Genomic DNA, 17,420 nt, shown 5'->3' on the forward strand with positions numbered 1-17,420 from the left:
CTTTTAACGTCACTAAAATATCACTTGCTAACATATTGTAATGAATGTATAGTATCATGTTGTACATTCATTATGACAAGAGAAAGGATCTTATTAAGGGTATGAAACTTGGTGCTCGCATTTTAAAAACGGGTATTGCCATCACGTTAGCTTTATTTGCTTGTATTTTACTTCAATTACCGAGTCCGGTATTTGCGGGAATTTCAGCTATCTTTGCTGTTCAACCGTCTGTATACCGTTCTTATTTAACAGCACTTGAACAAATTCAAGCAAATGTAATTGGTGCGATATTTGCTATCGCATTTGCTACTGCTTTTGGACATAATCCTTTTATTATTGGATTAACATGTATATTAGTAATTGCTCTTACATTACAATTACGATTAGAAAACACAATATCAATTGCTTTAGTAACAGTTATCGCCATTATGGAGTATCAAGGCGAAGATTTCTTTAGTTTTGCCTTACTTCGATTTGCGACGATTATGATTGGTATTATTGCGGCTTCACTTGTAAATTTAGTATTTATGCCGCCAAAATATGAAACAAAACTTTATCATCGTATCGTTGATAATACAGAAGAAATTGTAAAATGGATTCGAATGAATAGCAGGCAGGCTTCTGATTTTACAACGCTAAAAACTGATATTGATCGTATGAAAGAAAAAATGATTAAACTAAATCATTACTATTTGCTGTATAAAGAAGAAAGAAGCTATACGAAAAAAGTAAAGTTCGCAAAAATTCGTAAGCTCGTTTTATTCAGACAAATGTTAGCGACAACAAGCCGTGCTTTAAGTACGTTAAAATCATTACACCGTACTGAAAATGAACTGCGCTATATGCCGGAAGAATTTCAGGAATCTATCCAAAATGAACTTGACTCATTAACGCATTATCATGAACAAGTTTTATTAAAATTTATTGGTAAAGCAAAAAAACAACAATCAGTTGAAATGCTTGATGAAGTTGAAACAGGTAAACAAGAATTAATTGATATCTTTATGGAATATCAAAATAAGGACGATGAAGAAGCATATAAAACATGGTTACATCTCTTCCCTCTTATTTCTTCCATCATTAACTATAGCGAAGAAGTAGAGCATTTAGATTTGCTTGTAGATAGCTTCTACACATATCATAAACCAGAAAAAGAACTCCAAATCGATGATAAAAAAGAAGACGAATAAAAAAACAGCTCCTTTTATGGTAAAGGAGCTGTTTCTGTTATATGTTGAAGTTGATATAAATTGTAATAAAATCCTCTTTTTCGCATTAACTCTTCATGAGAACCAGTCTCTTTAATCTCACCGTCTTCAATGTAAATAATCGTATCAACATGCGTAATCGTCGCTAATCGATGTGCGATTATAATCGTTGTCCGGTCAGCAGCTAACGTCTGAAGCGCCTCTTGAATATACCTTTCATTTTCTAAATCTAATGCTGAAGTTGCTTCATCTAATATAAGTACCGACGGATTCTTTAGAAACACTCGTGCAATTGCCACGCGTTGTCTTTGCCCGCCTGATAGCTTCACACCACGTTCTCCAACGACAGTATTATAACCATCTGGTAAGTCTATAATAAAATCATGAATTTGCGCAGCTTTGGCAGCTGCAATCACTTCTTTCTCTGTAGCTTTCGGATTTCCATATAAAATATTAGCTCCAATTGTATCGCTAAACAATAAATTATCCTGCAGTACAATTCCAATATGACTACGCAAATTTCTCATATTGTACTTTCTTACATCTATGCCATCTACATAAACCGCGCCTTCAGAAACATCATAGAAACGCGGGATCAAACTAGCAAGAGATGACTTTCCTCCCCCACTCGCTCCTACAAGCGCTACTTTCTCTCCAGGCTGCATAGTTAATGACAAGTTGTGTAATATCTCTTTTTCATCTGCATTATAACGAAAAGAAACATTGTCAAATACAATTTCTCCATTTAATTTTTTCGTTTGTACCGCATTTGGTACATTAACAATATCGTATTTTTCATCTAACAGTTCAAACACACGGTCCATCGATGCAAAAGATTGTGTTAATGTTGTAGATGAATTAACAAGGCGGCGAAGCGGACTATATAAACTATCCATATATCCAACAAAAGCTACCATCGTTCCTAGCGTTAACTGCCCTTGAATTACTTCATATGCTGCAAAACCAATCACAAGTAACGGACCTAAATCGGTTAACGTATTTACTGCCGAAAATGTTCTTGCCGTCCAACTTGTATGGGTTAATGCTTTCGTTAAAAATTCATTATTTCTTTTTTCAAACTGCTTCCCCTCATACTCTTCTAACGCAAAGCTACGTGTCACTTGCATTCCTTGAATACGTTCATGCAAATACCCTTGCATCGTCGCTAACGCTTGTGAACGCTCTTTCGTCAATTTCCGAAGACGTCCGAAAAAATATTTCACTGCAATTACATAAATAGGTAAAATCAATAACGCAACAAATGTTAATTTTATATTCATAGAAAACATAACAATGATAGCAATAGCAATTGTTGCAGTATCTAACCAGACGTTCATCAAACCAGTAATTACAAAATCCTTCGTTTGTTCTACATCATGGATGACACGCGAAATAATCTCCCCTGTTTTTGTATTGGAGTAATAACGTAAACTTAACTTTTGTAAGTGACCGAAAATATGCTTCCGCAAATCATACAGTATTGTATTTGCGATACGTTGGGCGAAATATTGACGATAATATTCAATCGGTGGTCTTAATACCGCAAAAATAAAAAAAGCAATTCCAATCGCTGTTATTAATTGAGATGTTTTATCTTGAAGTGAGCCCGCGCCTTGAATTACATCATCGATAATATACTTTAATAACCACGGCATAATAAGTGGGATACCGAACTTAACTAGTCCAATAATAATTGTAATAGCAATAAGCCATCGATATGGTTTAACAAATTGTAAATATCTTTTTATGCCTTGCACATAATCCCCCCTCTAATAGGACAAACCTGCCGGGAAGCCCCCTGCAGGTTTGTTTTAATTTCTGTACATTAAATATCGTTCATACCACATATCTACGAAGTCTGGTGCAAATGGACCTTTTCTTTGATGAATCCACTGTGTTAAATGTGCTACATTTCGTTTTAAAATTGTATCAATAACAGGTGGATACTGCATAATTTGACTATGTTTTTCATACTCATCTTCATCTAGAAGCGTATATGTCATATCTGGATATACTTTAATATCTAAATCATAATCAATATACTTTAATGCTTCAGGATCATACGCAAAAGGTGAGCTTAAATTACAATAATAATATACGCCATCTTCCCTAAGCATCCCAATCACATTAAACCAATAGTTGGCATGAAAATAACAAATTGCTGGTTCACGAGTAATCCATGTTCGGCCATCCGATTCTGTAACTACTGTACGATCATTCGCTCCGATTACAAGACTCTGTGTCCCTTTTAAAATTGTTGTTTCTTCCCACATTCTATGAATGGAGCCATTATGTTTATAACTATGTATTTGTACTTTTTCTCCTTCTTTGGGAAATCCCATATATGCTCCCTTCTTTCAACTGCAAATGCCCTTTGAACGGCATTCACTTTTTTTCTATTATAACTTTTTTGTCGAAATTTTAAAACTAAAGGGATAAGACTCTATTTTTCAAATTGAATATGCAGGAGGTTTATCGTTGAATACTATGCCCCAACTCTTCTTAAGAGATAGGGATTGTACTGCATTATTTATAAGCGAGGACATGTAATAGAAAAAGCCCTTCTCTATTTCCATACAAAGAAGGACTTTTCACCTGAAGATAACAATATATCTTACCCTAAATTTGAAATCATTTTTTCAGTTGCAAAAGATTGAATTACACTATTCGTTTGTTCTTCAAATTTCTCATGTAACATCTTCAACGCTACTTCTGTTCTATATATTTCCTGACGGATAAAATGCAGTTCTTTTTTATCGCACGTATCTTTTTCATTCATTTCGATTTGTTGATACTTCTCTAGATGTGCTTGTAACTTTAACAACTCATCCATCGTTTCTAATTGCTCCCCTATCAACTTATCAAAATCGTTCATTACTTACCCCCTTTTGGACTTATTCATCAGTTATTATTCCTAATTACATAATTCTAATTGTTAACTTCCTTCTCCTTTGACTACATTTGTTGACTTATTAGAAGTTATGTCGTTCGCTTTCTTTTCATTACAACGATCCACGCAAAAAGAAAACACTTCTCCCGAATTAGAGAAGTGTTTTTCTTTCATTACTGATTTGAGCTAGAAGATTGTGATTGTTTTGCAGCTGACTTAGCATTTTGTTTTTTCACAGAATGCACGTCTGTTTCAGTTGCAAATTCTGTACCATAACTAGCGTTTGCACTTTGTGCACCAGAAGCTTGTGCTTTCTTTGCTTCTGATTGTGCGTTTGCTTGTTTTACAGCTTGTACATCTGTTTCAGTTGAAAACTCTGTACCATAACTAGCATTTGTACTTTGAATGCTAGCACCAGAAGTTGCTTTGTTATAACCTTGTTGTTTTTTACTCATCTTTCTCACCTCCACAATCAATAATGTAACCAATTCACTTAGAAGCTATCCGTAATTTTCTTTTTTAAAATTTCCGCATATAACTTTTGTTACTCATTCAAACTATAGAAAATGGAGGTGTAAATATGTATATAGGACGCGATATGACTGAACTAACGATGATTTCAAAAAATGAATGGAAAGAAGATGAATTAGCTTATTTTCATCACTCACTACAACAGGTTCTGCCTTATTTAAATGTAGAAGGGCAAAGTATTTACAAAGAAATTGTAGTAGAAATCGAATCAAGAGGCGGCTTACAAGAAGGTGAAGCTAGTTGGACTCATGGGACAAAAATTTCTTACGATTAAAAAAGTGTTCCCTAGATTGGGAACACTTTTTTTGTTTATTGCATTGTAATTTTCTCCACACAATTTTCATAAATAGTACGGTGTGATTTTGAGAAAGGTAATTGCTCAAATACCTCTTTTGATACAAATTTTAATGTATCTGTATCAACAATATTACCGGTTATTTTTCCGTAAAATACAAATATATCCCAAGTACGATGTGTAAACGTATGTTGTACATTCATTGCGTATTCATCAATAGAAACCTCGAGCTCAAATTTTTCTTTCATATAATCTATAAGCTGTTCCTTCTGATTTCGAATACCTTCTCCAAGTTCCACATTCGGAAACTCCCACATGTTAGCTAACAAACCTGTACTTGGACGTTTATTAATAACGTAACGACCGTCTTCAGTTTGAAGTACACCTGCAACAATAGGTACCATTTTAGGAGCTTTCGCTTTACTTTTTACTGGTAATTCTTTTTGAACACCTTCAGCATATCCTCTGCAATGTTCACGTACAGGACAAAGTAAGCATGCTGGATTTTTCGGAATACAAATTAGTGCACCTAATTCCATCAATCCCTGATTAAAATAAGATGGGTTTTCTACTGAAATAATTTCACGCACAATCTCTTCAAAAACTTTTCGAGTCTTTGGTTTTGCAATATCATCCCATACTGATAAAATACGAGATAATACACGCATAACATTTCCATCAACTGCCGGCTCTGGTATACCATATGCGATACTTAAAATAGCACCTTTTGTATATGGTCCCACTCCTTTTAACTTTTCAATTTTCTTTACATCACTTGGTACAACTCCGCCGTATACTTCTTTTACCTCTTTTACTGCCGCATGTAAATTACGTGCTCTAGAATAATATCCTAAACCTTCCCATGCTTTTAATACTTCTTCATCATCTGCGTTCGCTAACGCTTCAAGTGTAGGAAACTTCCCCATAAAATTTGCGTAATATGGTTTTACAGCTTCTACTCTTGTTTGCTGTAACATAATTTCAGAAACCCAAACGCGGTATGGATCTTTATTCTTTCTCCATGGTAAGTCGCGCTGTTCTTCTTCAAACCAACCAATTAAATCATTTTGAAACTGCTCTATATTAAAATTGTTTAGTATTTCAAGTGTCAAACTTGATCCCCCTCATTTTTTTGCATATAAGTACTATTATAAAGATTTTAGGAAAAAATTTAAGTAAGATGATACAGGAAATAGAAGGCAAAGGACTTGAGGTATCGAATAAAAAGAGTTACATTAATAAAAAACGGAGGTGGATTTCTATGGACACAGCCACTCACCTTGTTATGGGTATCACTTTAGGTAGCTTAGCAACATTAGATCCAGCCATAGCACAAAGTGATATTGGCCCCCAAGCTGTTATGCTTGCTACAATTGCTGGTTCCAACATTCCTGACATTGACACAGTTTTAAAATTGCGTAATAACGCTAAATATATAAGAAATCATCGTGGAATTACTCATTCTATTCCTGCGGTAATTCTTTGGTCATTCCTTATAAGTGGCATCTCTTTCGCCTTCTTTTCAGACGCTCCATATCTTCATCTACTGCTTTGGTCATTTATTGCTGTCTTCCTTCACGTCTTTGTAGATATTTTCAATGCCTATGGTACACAAGCATTACGGCCTTTCACAAAAAAATGGGTCGCACTCGGCGTGATTAATACATTCGACACCGTAATTTTCTTTATCCATATACTTGCAATTGCTTGCATGCTCGTCGGTTCTCATAAGGGATATACAGCTTTAGCGGCATATATATTAATGATTGTTTACTATATCGGACGGATTATGATGCACAGAAATATAAGAAGCGTTGTACACAAACGTTTCAAAAATGTCGAAAAGATTATCATTTCTCCTTCTTACCGATTTTACCATTACCATTTAGCAATCGTTACGGCTGATTATTACTACGTTGCGAGATGGCACCGTGGTAACATCATGATATATGATAAGTTCGATCGGGTACCGTTCCCAGACAATAATATTATGCGAGCAGCTAAACAAGATGAAAACATCTCGGCCTTTCTATCTTTCTCTCCTGTATATCGCTGGGATATTTTTGATCATGACCATTATTATGAAGTACGATTCATTGATTTACGATATCGAAGTAAAGATTATTATCCATTTGTTGCAATCGTTCAGCTCGACCACAATTTAAATATTATTAGTTCCTATACAGGATGGATCTTTAGTGAAGAAAAGCTTCGAAAAAAACTGGAATTACTTCCACATTAAAAAAAGCGACTTAAGTCGCTTTTTTTAATGTTTCAAATGATCTTCTTGATTAATTAAATGACTATACTTCGGATTATTTGTACGCATTTCATGAAGGCGTACACCATGATTATTAATCCATGATCGTACCACTTGTTCCGTCATTTCATCGCCTTGATAACGACCTGATTTTGCATAAGTTGTTTGAAAATCTTCCCATAGTAACTCAACCCACGCACGAGCTTGTGCGTAAGAAAGCTTGTCATTCTTGTCTAATAATTCTTTCGTTAATGTTTCATAAATATCATTCATATTATAATCTCCTTTTACCTATTTATCCCTTCATTTCTAAAGGATAGTTTCTTCAATTTTGCACATTCTATAATTGATACTTCTTAAAGAGGTATCAACCGATAATGAGGAGGGCGTTCGTAATGGGTAAACAAGCCGAATTTTGGTCTGAGTCAAAAAACAACAGCAAAATCGACGGTCAACCGAAAGCGAAATCACGCTTCGCTTCGAAACGACCTAACGGCACAATTAACACGCACCCACAAGAACGTATGCGTGCTGCAAATCAGCAGGAAGAGTAATACAAATTAAATTAACTTCCTACACGAGGTGATAAAGATGAGCTACCGTGATCGCTTAGATAGTCGTTCTGAATTATTTAACCATACGTGGACTCGTCCAAAACATGCGAAAGCGCAAGTTAACGGACAGACGCAACAAACCCAGTCTCTCATTATATTGGCAAATGAATGTAAAAAACGCCAATTTTAGAATCTCCTATCTCCTTTAACGCCTACCAAAGATGAAAACCAGAGAGATATATGCTCTCTGGTTTTTATTTTTCTTGCAATAAGGAAATTGGTATGCCAATCTCTTCATTATCATTTTGCTTATATCCCCAAGCAAATACCCCATTGAAATACGTAATTTTAAATAATACACCAGGTTCTTCTACTAATTCATATGTTTCACCAATACGGAATTTGTTTATATCCGTCATATAAGCACGAGCCATTGCCATTTTTCTCATTAATACATCAAATTCATTGACAATCCCAAGCTGCTCAGCTTTTACTGCTTGCTCCTTCAAAGCGCCAATTTCTTCCCTTAGCTCATGCGGTGTCATTTCACTGTAGCGTTTTGGCATATTCATCTTATTCTCCTCATTCCTCTTCGCGTTTCATTTGCAAAAATATCTCGATTTCATCAATAGAGAATCCTTTTCGATATAACGCTTGTTTCATCTTGTTTTCAAATGTCCATCCATCATGCTTCTTATATTTCTCATAATATTTATTCCCATGATAGTGTAACGCTTCTTGTTGCTTTTCGTCATCTTTTTCGTCTTTCAATTCTTCCAAACAAATTTGAATTACTTCTCTATAATATCCTTTTCGAACAAGCATCTCATCTAACTTTAGTTTCATTTGTAAAAAAGAATGTTTTTGATAAGATTTTTTCTTCTTCTCTATGAGAAACAAGGCATTCTCAATTTGCTTTCCCTTCGGATATTCTTGTAAACTATGTGTAATAATTAAATCCTGAACACCTTTATTTAATAACTCTCTTTTAATAACAGTTGGACCTTTTCGATTCACATTACTTTGCGTTCGCGTATATAAAACAGCATACTCTTTATCATTAATATATCGGTCATGTAATAATTTCGAAACGACTTCAGAGATGATGGCCTGTCCCACTTCTTTTTTTCGTAAAAAATCTTCTATTTCTTGTTTTGTTCTCATTTGATAGGATAAATAGGAGATTGCTTGTAAATATGCTTTTTGCACTTCTTCATTGTACAAAATATTTCCTAACTCGATTTCATCAATTTCTAAGCCTTTTTGTAATCCATGTTTTATTAAGATTACTTGATCCACACTAAATCCGTACTCTTCGCCTTGACCTTTATCAATATAAATATTAAATCGTTCTTTCGATCGTTTTTGTACTTCTATTTTTGTAATGACAGCCATACTCTCACCTCTCTATTATTTTAACATAGTCGAGGAACATTTTTTCTTTTCAAGAATATATATAATGAGGAGGAAATACTTGTGAAAATCGCAATTTCTGGTGGTACAGGCTTTATCGGTAAATCCCTTTCTACTTTTTTTATTCAAAAAGGATATACTGTTTACATTCTCACACGAAAAAAAACTACTGAAACTTCCGATCCTAACCTTCAGTATGTTCAATGGACACCAGATTTACAAACCTTCCCCCTCTCTTCTATTGATGTAGTTATTAATCTAGCCGGAGAGTCTATTAATAGTAGATGGACAAAGCAACAAAAGAAAGCCATTTTAAACAGTAGAATTCAAACAACAAAAGGACTCATTAAACAATTGCAGGGACTCCATACAAAGCCACACACATTTATTAACGCAAGTGCTATTGGATACTATGGAACGTCTGAAATAGAGTCTTTTACAGAACAGCATGAGACTCCTGGAAATGACTTTTTAGCAAATACAGTATATTCATGGGAACAAGAAGCATCTAAAGCACGTTCTCTCGGAATACGAACAATCTACGCAAGATTTGGAGTTGTATTAGGTGCAAATGAAGGAGCTCTTCCAAAAATGCTACTTCCCTATCAATTCTATATCGGCGGCACCATTGGTTCTGGGAAGCAATGGTTATCATGGATTCATATAGACGATGTCGTTCGTATGATGGATTTCATTATACACAAAAAAGAAATTGATGGTCCTCTTAATATGACAGCACCAACACCTATAAGAATGAAGGAATTTGGAGAAACCATTGCAACTATAATGAAAAAGCCTCATTGGTTGCCTGTACCTTCTTTTATCATTCAAACTTTATTAGGTGAAATGAGCATACTTGTACTAGAAGGGCAACGTGTATTACCCATTAAAGCAATTGAACATGGATACCAATACACATTTCCAGAAATAGACCATGCATTACAAAATATACTTTCGCATACAATGTAGTACTTCTAAAACACAATTTTACATGGGCTCTTTCAAAACTTTCATTTTCTAGGATCCGAAGCATTACCATACAAATAACCTTTCAGTTACTTTCTCTTAACTTCCATTAGCATTATAAAGTAACAGAAATGAGGTACCTATGAAAATATTGCTCAAACAAGCCATTGTATACCCTATTACATCTCAAAAGTTTCAAGGAGATGTACTCGTTACAGGAGAGCGAATTACCGAGGTCAAACCTTTTATTCCACCTACTCAAGATATGACCGTTATAGATGCACGAGCACTCCATCTCTTACCTGGCTTTATTGATGTCCATACTCACCTTGGTCTCTATGATGAAGGTACTGGTTGGGCTGGAAATGATGCCAATGAAACATCTGAAGTTTCAACACCACATATTCGTTCTTTAGATGGAATCCATCCTTTAGATATTGCCTTTCAAGACGCTGTACAAAACGGAATTACAACCGTTCACGTTATGCCTGGCAGTCAAAATATTATCGGGGGTACTACTTGTGTAATAAAAACAGCTGGAACTTGTATTGATCATATGATTATTCAAGAACCTGCTGGTTTAAAGATTGCCTTTGGAGAAAATCCTAAAAAAGTCCATAGTAATGGAACAAAAGAATCCATTACACGTATGGGGATTATGGGGTTACTTCGGGAATCATTCTATGAAGCACAACACTACGGGCACGAAGCTGATTTTCGAATGCTTCCTATTTTAAAAGCATTACGTCGTGAAATACCCGTACGTATCCACGCTCACCGAGCAGATGATATTAGTTCTGCTCTACGCTTTGCAACAGAATTCAATCTCGATTTACGTATTGAACATTGCACAGAAGGACACTTTATTGTTGAAGAACTTTCAAAACACAATTTGAAGGTTTCAGTTGGTCCCACTCTGACACGCCGTTCTAAAATCGAACTAAAAAATAAAACATGGGATACTTACCATATATTATCAAAAAATGGTGTGGAAGTTTCTATCACAACAGATCATCCTTATACACCCATTCAATATTTAAATGTTTGCGCTGCTGTTGCAGTAAGAGAAGGGTTAGACGAGAAAACAGCACTAGAAGGAATCACCATATTCCCAGCACGAAATTTGCGTTTAGAGGATAGAATTGGAAGCATCGAAGTTGGAAAAGACGCCGATCTCGTGCTATGGACTCATCATCCTTTCCATTATTTAGCCAAGCCTGTACTAACTATGATTGATGGAAAAATAATTTACAAAAAAAATAAAAAAAACTAGTTTATTTTTTTGACTAGATAAAGTATTATACGATTATAAACTGAATGAAACCATAATCAATTTGTGTCGTGATTATCATTTTCAAATTGATGAATGGGGAAGGCAAATGGTGCGCCACCAGCGTTAGAACTGGTTCTAGTGGGTTCGATTCCCACCCCGAAATTTTTTAAAGATTGATATAAAAATTTCGAGGGTGGGGTGTTTTTTCGTCATGCTACCCTCGTGTGAGGAGGAGTTAGTATGTTGAAAAAACGCGACTTACACGACAGCCACGTTCTATACGAGTTAATGGTGGATCCAGCTGTCTTCCCTTTTGTGCGTCAAAAGGCTTATTCTTATGAAGAATATTTATTCTTAACGAAACAAACGATTGAAGCTGAAGAGCGTGGTGAATTAATTTCACGCACAATTTTAGATGAATGGGGTAACCCTATCGGAACAATTACTTTATTTGATGTGCAAGAAAAAGCTGGATTTCTCGGCACATGGCTTGGCAAACCATATCATGGAAAAGGCTATAACAAATTGGCAAAAGATTCATTTTTTAGTGAACTTTTCTATGAATTAGATATTGAAACAATTTTCATGCGTATTCGTAAAATAAATATTCGTTCTATTAAAGCTGCAGAAAAACTACAATATGTGAATCTAGCAAACGAAACAAGAAAAGCCGTATATGATGAAATTAACGCAAACGAAGAAGTGTATAACCTATATGAAATTCCAAAAGATCAATACACACTTGCTACAATGCGAGATACAACCTTCCAAGATGCTCATCAATTAAAAGAAGCGTAATCTAAATTTTCTGAAATGATAATCAATCGTTAACATTTTCCATATGCGTATATCCCCTCATGTCTTTGGAAACGATAAATAGTAACTTTAAGACACGAGGTGATTTGTAATGGATAAAAAGAAACGTGATAAAGCAAAAAACACATTATCTAGTACACAAGAAGTTCTCTATCAACGCGAATTTCAAAAAGCAGATCGTGCAGCAGGATATCGCTCGAAAAGCATTTAAAGTGAAAATGAATAATTAGAAGTTTCCCCCCTAATTATTCATTTTCATTACATAATTTTCTCGACTGATAGAAGTAAGCAAAAAAGCCCCTTATACATAAGGGACTTTTTTGCTGTGGACAACTTTATCCACAAAACCGATGAAATTGTTAGTAATTTTCAAAAACATTTAATATTTTTCTATATTAAAGCATATATCAGCTGTTTTAATTGTGGATATTTTTCTAAAAATTGTGGACAATGTGGATATAGTTGTTAATATTCCGACTTTACTGTTTAATGAAAGCGCAATCCTTTTGTGGATAACTCACTAAATTTTCTTTAAAAATAATAAAGAACCCTCTTTACATATACAAAGAGGGTTTCATATTAAGTAAAAGATTGTGCAAGAGCAGGTGATTTAATAGGTATATGACGCGGTTCTGCATGATTTTCTGCCAAAATTGCATCTACAATATGACCAGCTGGCTCTGGAAGATAGATGCTTTTCATTGCTTCTTTCATTTGAAGAAGCTTCACATCATCTTGTAATAATGCCTCTGTTTTTGCAAAAACCTCACTATCATCGCGAATGACAACTGCTGCTCCCTTTCTTTCAAAGTACATCGCATTTTCATTTTCTTGTCCTGGAACAGGCTTATATAAAATGACAGGTACTTGCAACGCTGCTGCTTCACTTAATGTTATTCCGCCTGGCTTCGTAATCATACAAGAAGTAACACGGAATAATTCATCAATATTTTCAACATACCCAAACACTTTTAATGCATCGGAATTTTGCTTCTGTAAACTTAATAAATCCTGTTTTAAAGCTTCATTTTTCCCACAAACGACAACTACTTGTAAATTAGGCACTGACATAAATGATTGGCATAGTTCTTTTACATTTCCTAATACCCCATGAGCACCTGCTACAATTAGTAAAATCTTTTTATTCTTACATAACTGATATTTATTATATATGATTTCTGGATTTACCTTTAACTCAAAACTACTCCGAATTGGAATTCCTGTTTCAACAATTTGTTCCGCAGGTACACCGATATCAACCATCAATTCTTTCACATGATCCGTTGCAACAAAATAACGATCTACTTCTCGATGAATCCATATTTTGTGCACGCAAAAATCCGTTAATACGTTATAGACAGGAATTGAAATACCTGTTTGTTTCTTCAATTCTGGTACAGCGATAATTGGAAATGTATTAATTACAATATCTGGTTTCTCCACCTGTAACAGTGTTTTCAAACGTTTTCTTCCAAAGTTCGCATACCAAGATGCTATTTTCTTATCATAAATTTTTTCTACCCCGTAATAAAACAAACGATATAATTCTTTTCCTATTGTATAACTTTTTAAATATAGATATTTTGTAATGTCAGTTATAAATGGATGTGATTCTCCAAACAAGTCGCATACAATAACATCTTCAATTCCTTTTTGGCGAAATGTTTGTTCTAATGTTTTTGCTACTTGCACATGACCATTACCGTAATGTGCAGTTAATATTAAAACCTTGGGGTTTTTTATCAAACAAATCCACTCCTAGCTTTTTGTTTCTCCATATTGCATATACGACAATAGGAAAAACATTTTCCTTAAAAATTACATAAACAGATTCTAATAATTCCCTTTCAGCTATGTACCTGTCGTGGATATGCAAAGCATATAAGATTGACCCCTTAATCCTATCTGTGCTCATATCTTTACATTATACTTTCCTATAAGAGCTTTCGCAATAACTTACAAATGTTCTCTATTCCATGATACTCACTCTTTTACTTCTTAATTCTTTTTACTATTTTGATTTCCCTTTACAATTATGTAAATTTCTCCATTTATTCCGTACAAAATTATGGATATTCTATTTTCAGTATACTCTTTTATCAATATATACTCTAGATTTTATTGTAAAGAAAGCAAAAAGCCTAATCCAATATTTGGATTAGACCGCTTGTAAAATATATTTAGCATGTTCTACATTTTTCTCAGTAGGTGGTTCTACATTTGCGAGTGGATACTTGTGTCCAAGCGCCTCCCATTTATATACACCAAGCTTATGATATGGTAACACTTCAACTTTTTGAACATTAGACAGACTTTGAATAAAGCTAGATAGTTTTTGTAGATCCTCTTCATTATCCGTAACACCAGGAACTAATACGTGTCGTACCCAAATCGGTTTATTCTTATCCGATAAATAACGAGCAAATTGTAAAATATGTTCATTTGGTTTCCCTGTTAATTTACGATGCTTTTTGGAATCGATATGTTTCAGATCCAATAAAACTAAATCTGTATAATCCATTAAAATATCTAGCTTATTTTGGAATTCTGGTTCCTCAGAATAACAACCACCAGAAGAGTCGATTGTTGTATGGATACCAGCCTCTTTACACTTTTTAAACAACTCAATTAAAAAGTCTAGCTGTAATAATGGCTCTCCACCGCTAACTGTTATACCGCCTCCGGAAGCTTCAATAAATGGAAGGTAACATGTCACATCCTGCATCACTTCTTCAACTGTTATTTCTTTACCTTTACCGATTTCCCACGTATCAGCATTATGACAATATTGACAACGTAATAAACACCCTTGTGTAAATATGACATAACGAATCCCTGGGCCATCAACAGTACCACAAGACTCTACAGAATGTATTCTTCCTTTTACCATGTTACTTCCTCCTTTATTGAAACAGCCTCCCTTCGCTATATATTAAGAGCGAAGGGACACTTTTTTCATTTACATGCTTTCATGCATTGTACGGTTAATTACATCAATTTGTTGTTCACGAGTTAATTTAATAAAGTTTACAGCGTAACCAGATACGCGAATTGTTAATTGTGGATATTTCTCAGGATGTTCCATTGCATCCATTAATGTTTCACGGTTAAATACGTTAATATTTAAGTGGTGGCCTTCTTTTACTGCATAGCCATCAAGCATTGATACTAAGTTACGTACTTGTACATCATCTTCTTTACCAAGTGCTTTCGGAATAATAGAGAATGTATTAGAAATACCATCTTGTGCATCTTCATATGGTAATTTAGCCACAGATAATAATGAAGCTAATGCACCTTTTGTATCACGTCCATGCATTGGGTTCGCACCTGGTGCAAATGGTTCTCCAGTACGGCGGCCATCTGGAGTATTACCAGTTTTCTTACCGTATACAACGTTAGATGTGATTGTTAAGATTGACATTGTATGAACAGAATTTCTGTATGTTTTATGTTTACGAAGTTTATTCATAAATGTTTTTACAAGATTTACAGCAATCTCATCTACACGATCATCATTGTTACCGTATTTAGGGAAATCTCCTTCAATCTCGAAGTCAACTGCAATACCATTTTCATCACGAATTGGTTTTACTTTTGCGTATTTAATTGCACTTAATGAATCTGCTACTACAGATAGACCAGCAATACCTGTTGCCATTGTACGAAGAACGTTTGTATCATGAAGTGCCATTTCAATACGTTCATAGCTATATTTATCATGCATGTAATGGATAACATTTAATGTATTTAAATATAGACCCGCCAACCATTCCATTGTCATATCAAACTTATGCATAACTTCTTCATAATTTAATACTTCAGAAGTAATTGGTGCGTACTCAGGACCAACTTGTGCTTTAGATTTTTCATCTTTACCACCGTTAATCGCATATAATAATGCTTTCGCTAAGTTTGCACGAGCTCCGAAGAACTGCATTTGTTTACCGATTCTCATTGCAGATACGCAACATGCAATACCGTAATCATCGCCGTATTCAGGGCGCATAATGTCATCATTTTCATATTGAATTGCTGATGTTTTAATAGACATTTTCGCACAGTAGTTTTTAAAGTTCTCTGGTAATTGTTTAGACCAAAGAACAGTTAAGTTTGGTTCTGGAGCTGGTCCTAAATTATCTAATGTATGCAAGAAACGGAATGAGTTCTTTGTTACTAATGGACGACCATCTAATGCCATACCACCGATAGATTCAGTTACCCAAGTTGGGTCACCAGAGAATAATTCATTATAATCAGGTGTTCTTGCGAATTTCACAAGACGTAATTTCATAATGAAGTGATCTACAATTTCTTGTACTTCTTCTTCTGTTAAAGTACCATTTGCTAAATCTCTTTCAATGTAAATATCTAAGAATGTAGAAGTACGCCCAAGACTCATTGCAGCCCCGTTTTGCTCTTTAATCGCTGCAAGGTATGCGAAGTATAACCATTGGAATGCTTCCTGCGTGTTTGTTGCTGGCTTAGAAATATCGAAGCCATGAGAAGCGGCCATTTCTTTTAACTCTTGAAGTGCACGCATTTGCTCAGATAACTCTTCGCGTAAACGCATTGTATCTTCGCTCATTACACCGCCAGTTAAATTTAAATCAGCTTTTTTCGCTTCAATTAAATGATCAATACCATATAACGCTACTCGGCGATAGTCACCGATAATACGTCCACGTCCGTATGCATCTGGAAGACCCGTAATAACACCTGATTTACGTGCATTTCTCATTTCTGGTGTGTATGCATCAAATACACCTTGGTTATGAGTTTTTCTCCAATCTCTAAAAATACGACTAAGTTCTTTATCCATTTCGTATCCATAAGATTCACAAGCTTGTTCTGCCATACGAATACCACCATATGGTTGTAAAGAACGTTTAAATGGTTTATCAGTTTGGAAACCGACTACTTTTTCAATATCTTTATTTAAGTATCCAGGGGCATGTGATGTAATAGAAGAAACAATTTTTGTATCCATATCAAGAACGCCACCGTTTTCACGTTCTTTCGTTGTTAAATCCATTACTTGATCCCAAAGTTGTTTCGTTGCTTCAGTTGCTTCTGCTAAGAAAGATTCGTCTCCTTCGAAAACGTTTACATTATTTAAAATGAAATCGCGAACATCAATCTCTGCTTTCCATTTTTCACCTTTAAAGTTTTCCCATGCGTTTTTAACATTTTCTAATACTTGAGTCATCCTAA

At 34.8% G+C, this 17,420-nt stretch carries 20 protein-coding genes; 9 read left to right on the forward strand and 11 right to left on the reverse strand.

What is annotated here, in order from left to right; genetic code table 11:
- The first annotated feature begins 101 nt into the window (after nucleotides 1–101).
- On the forward strand, nucleotides 102–1,190 hold the full coding sequence (locus AB6801_RS21650; protein WP_000765787.1) for an aromatic acid exporter family protein: 1,089 nt from the start codon (nucleotides 102–104) through the stop codon (nucleotides 1,188–1,190).
- 14 nt (nucleotides 1,191–1,204) lie between these two features.
- Here AB6801_RS21650 and AB6801_RS21655 read toward each other — a convergent pair whose 3' ends face one another.
- The 4 genes from AB6801_RS21655 to AB6801_RS21670 all read right to left on the reverse strand — a co-directional run bounded on the left by AB6801_RS21655 (nucleotide 1,205) and on the right by AB6801_RS21670 (nucleotide 4,553).
- The gene (locus AB6801_RS21655) at nucleotides 1,205–2,965 is read right to left on the reverse strand and encodes an ABC transporter ATP-binding protein (protein WP_001161596.1); all 1,761 of its coding nucleotides are present in this window, start codon (nucleotides 2,963–2,965) and stop codon (nucleotides 1,205–1,207) included.
- Nucleotides 2,966–3,019: 54 nt separating this feature from the next.
- Nucleotides 3,020–3,550, reverse strand: a complete 531-nt coding sequence (ntdP, locus tag AB6801_RS21660) for a nucleoside tri-diphosphate phosphatase (RefSeq protein ID WP_000506624.1) — start codon at nucleotides 3,548–3,550, stop codon at nucleotides 3,020–3,022.
- A 272-nt stretch (nucleotides 3,551–3,822) separates the two neighbouring features.
- Nucleotides 3,823–4,083, reverse strand: a complete 261-nt coding sequence (locus AB6801_RS21665) for a YgaB family protein (protein ID WP_097999050.1) — start codon at nucleotides 4,081–4,083, stop codon at nucleotides 3,823–3,825.
- Nucleotides 4,084–4,271: 188 nt separating this feature from the next.
- The gene (locus tag AB6801_RS21670; RefSeq protein ID WP_000039046.1) at nucleotides 4,272–4,553 is read right to left on the reverse strand and encodes a gamma-type small acid-soluble spore protein; all 282 of its coding nucleotides are present in this window, start codon (nucleotides 4,551–4,553) and stop codon (nucleotides 4,272–4,274) included.
- 125 nt (nucleotides 4,554–4,678) lie between these two features.
- Here AB6801_RS21670 and AB6801_RS21675 point away from each other — a divergent pair, with 125 nt between their 5' ends.
- The gene (locus AB6801_RS21675; protein ID WP_000275436.1) at nucleotides 4,679–4,903 is read left to right on the forward strand and encodes a hypothetical protein; all 225 of its coding nucleotides are present in this window, start codon (nucleotides 4,679–4,681) and stop codon (nucleotides 4,901–4,903) included.
- A gap of 35 nt (nucleotides 4,904–4,938) precedes the next feature.
- Here the strand turns inward: AB6801_RS21675 and mutY are convergent, their stop codons facing one another.
- Nucleotides 4,939–6,036, reverse strand: coding sequence for an A/G-specific adenine glycosylase (gene mutY, locus AB6801_RS21680; RefSeq protein ID WP_000171394.1), 1,098 nt, complete (start codon nucleotides 6,034–6,036; stop codon nucleotides 4,939–4,941).
- A gap of 149 nt (nucleotides 6,037–6,185) precedes the next feature.
- Here mutY and AB6801_RS21685 point away from each other — a divergent pair, with 149 nt between their 5' ends.
- Nucleotides 6,186–7,166 (forward strand): metal-dependent hydrolase, encoded by a 981-nt coding sequence (locus AB6801_RS21685; protein WP_000379106.1) that lies wholly within the window; start codon nucleotides 6,186–6,188, stop codon nucleotides 7,164–7,166.
- Between the two features lie 24 nt (nucleotides 7,167–7,190).
- Here the strand turns inward: AB6801_RS21685 and AB6801_RS21690 are convergent, their stop codons facing one another.
- Nucleotides 7,191–7,457, reverse strand: a complete 267-nt coding sequence (locus tag AB6801_RS21690; protein ID WP_000998166.1) for a YfhJ family protein — start codon at nucleotides 7,455–7,457, stop codon at nucleotides 7,191–7,193.
- Nucleotides 7,458–7,579: 122 nt separating this feature from the next.
- On the opposite strand from AB6801_RS21690, the gene AB6801_RS21695 reads away from it, so the two are divergent.
- Both AB6801_RS21695 and AB6801_RS21700 read left to right on the forward strand, forming a co-directional pair.
- Entirely contained in the window at nucleotides 7,580–7,738 is a 159-nt protein-coding gene (locus AB6801_RS21695; protein WP_000517891.1) for a small, acid-soluble spore protein K, read from the forward strand.
- A gap of 37 nt (nucleotides 7,739–7,775) precedes the next feature.
- Nucleotides 7,776–7,928, forward strand: a complete 153-nt coding sequence (locus AB6801_RS21700; RefSeq protein WP_000122093.1) for a YpzG family protein — start codon at nucleotides 7,776–7,778, stop codon at nucleotides 7,926–7,928.
- A gap of 64 nt (nucleotides 7,929–7,992) precedes the next feature.
- On the opposite strand, the gene AB6801_RS21705 is transcribed toward AB6801_RS21700, so the two are convergent.
- Complete coding sequence (locus tag AB6801_RS21705) at nucleotides 7,993–8,310, reverse strand: YfhH family protein (protein WP_001057024.1); 318 nt, start codon at nucleotides 8,308–8,310, stop codon at nucleotides 7,993–7,995.
- A 10-nt stretch (nucleotides 8,311–8,320) separates the two neighbouring features.
- Entirely contained in the window at nucleotides 8,321–9,133 is an 813-nt protein-coding gene (recX, locus tag AB6801_RS21710; RefSeq protein ID WP_370941158.1) for a recombination regulator RecX, read from the reverse strand.
- 81 nt (nucleotides 9,134–9,214) lie between these two features.
- On the opposite strand from recX, the gene AB6801_RS21715 reads away from it, so the two are divergent.
- From AB6801_RS21715 to AB6801_RS21730, 4 genes are all read left to right on the forward strand, one after another.
- Nucleotides 9,215–10,120, forward strand: coding sequence for a TIGR01777 family oxidoreductase (locus tag AB6801_RS21715; protein WP_000684380.1), 906 nt, complete (start codon nucleotides 9,215–9,217; stop codon nucleotides 10,118–10,120).
- Nucleotides 10,121–10,259: 139 nt separating this feature from the next.
- Nucleotides 10,260–11,390 carry an amidohydrolase gene (locus AB6801_RS21720; RefSeq protein WP_000698315.1) on the forward strand — a complete coding sequence of 377 codons (1,131 nt, stop codon included), beginning with the start codon at nucleotides 10,260–10,262 and terminating at the stop codon, nucleotides 11,388–11,390.
- A gap of 240 nt (nucleotides 11,391–11,630) precedes the next feature.
- Nucleotides 11,631–12,188, forward strand: coding sequence for a GNAT family N-acetyltransferase (locus AB6801_RS21725; RefSeq protein ID WP_000914737.1), 558 nt, complete (start codon nucleotides 11,631–11,633; stop codon nucleotides 12,186–12,188).
- 109 nt (nucleotides 12,189–12,297) lie between these two features.
- Complete coding sequence (locus AB6801_RS21730; protein WP_000358482.1) at nucleotides 12,298–12,417, forward strand: YfhE family protein; 120 nt, start codon at nucleotides 12,298–12,300, stop codon at nucleotides 12,415–12,417.
- Nucleotides 12,418–12,785: 368 nt separating this feature from the next.
- Here the strand turns inward: AB6801_RS21730 and AB6801_RS21735 are convergent, their stop codons facing one another.
- The 3 genes from AB6801_RS21735 to pflB all read right to left on the reverse strand — a co-directional run bounded on the left by AB6801_RS21735 (nucleotide 12,786) and on the right by pflB (nucleotide 17,415).
- Nucleotides 12,786–13,952: a diglucosyl diacylglycerol synthase gene (locus AB6801_RS21735; protein ID WP_000594688.1), complete on the reverse strand. Its 1,167-nt coding sequence runs from the start codon at nucleotides 13,950–13,952 to the stop codon at nucleotides 12,786–12,788.
- A gap of 412 nt (nucleotides 13,953–14,364) precedes the next feature.
- The gene (gene pflA, locus AB6801_RS21740) at nucleotides 14,365–15,096 is read right to left on the reverse strand and encodes a pyruvate formate-lyase-activating protein (RefSeq protein WP_000238467.1); all 732 of its coding nucleotides are present in this window, start codon (nucleotides 15,094–15,096) and stop codon (nucleotides 14,365–14,367) included.
- 69 nt (nucleotides 15,097–15,165) lie between these two features.
- Complete coding sequence (gene pflB, locus AB6801_RS21745; protein WP_000195464.1) at nucleotides 15,166–17,415, reverse strand: formate C-acetyltransferase; 2,250 nt, start codon at nucleotides 17,413–17,415, stop codon at nucleotides 15,166–15,168.
- Nucleotides 17,416–17,420: the final 5 nt, after the last annotated feature.

It is taken from the genome of Bacillus sp. RCC_6_1 (assembly GCF_041360755.1).
Classification (GTDB): domain Bacteria; phylum Bacillota; class Bacilli; order Bacillales; family Bacillaceae_G; genus Bacillus_A; species Bacillus_A cereus.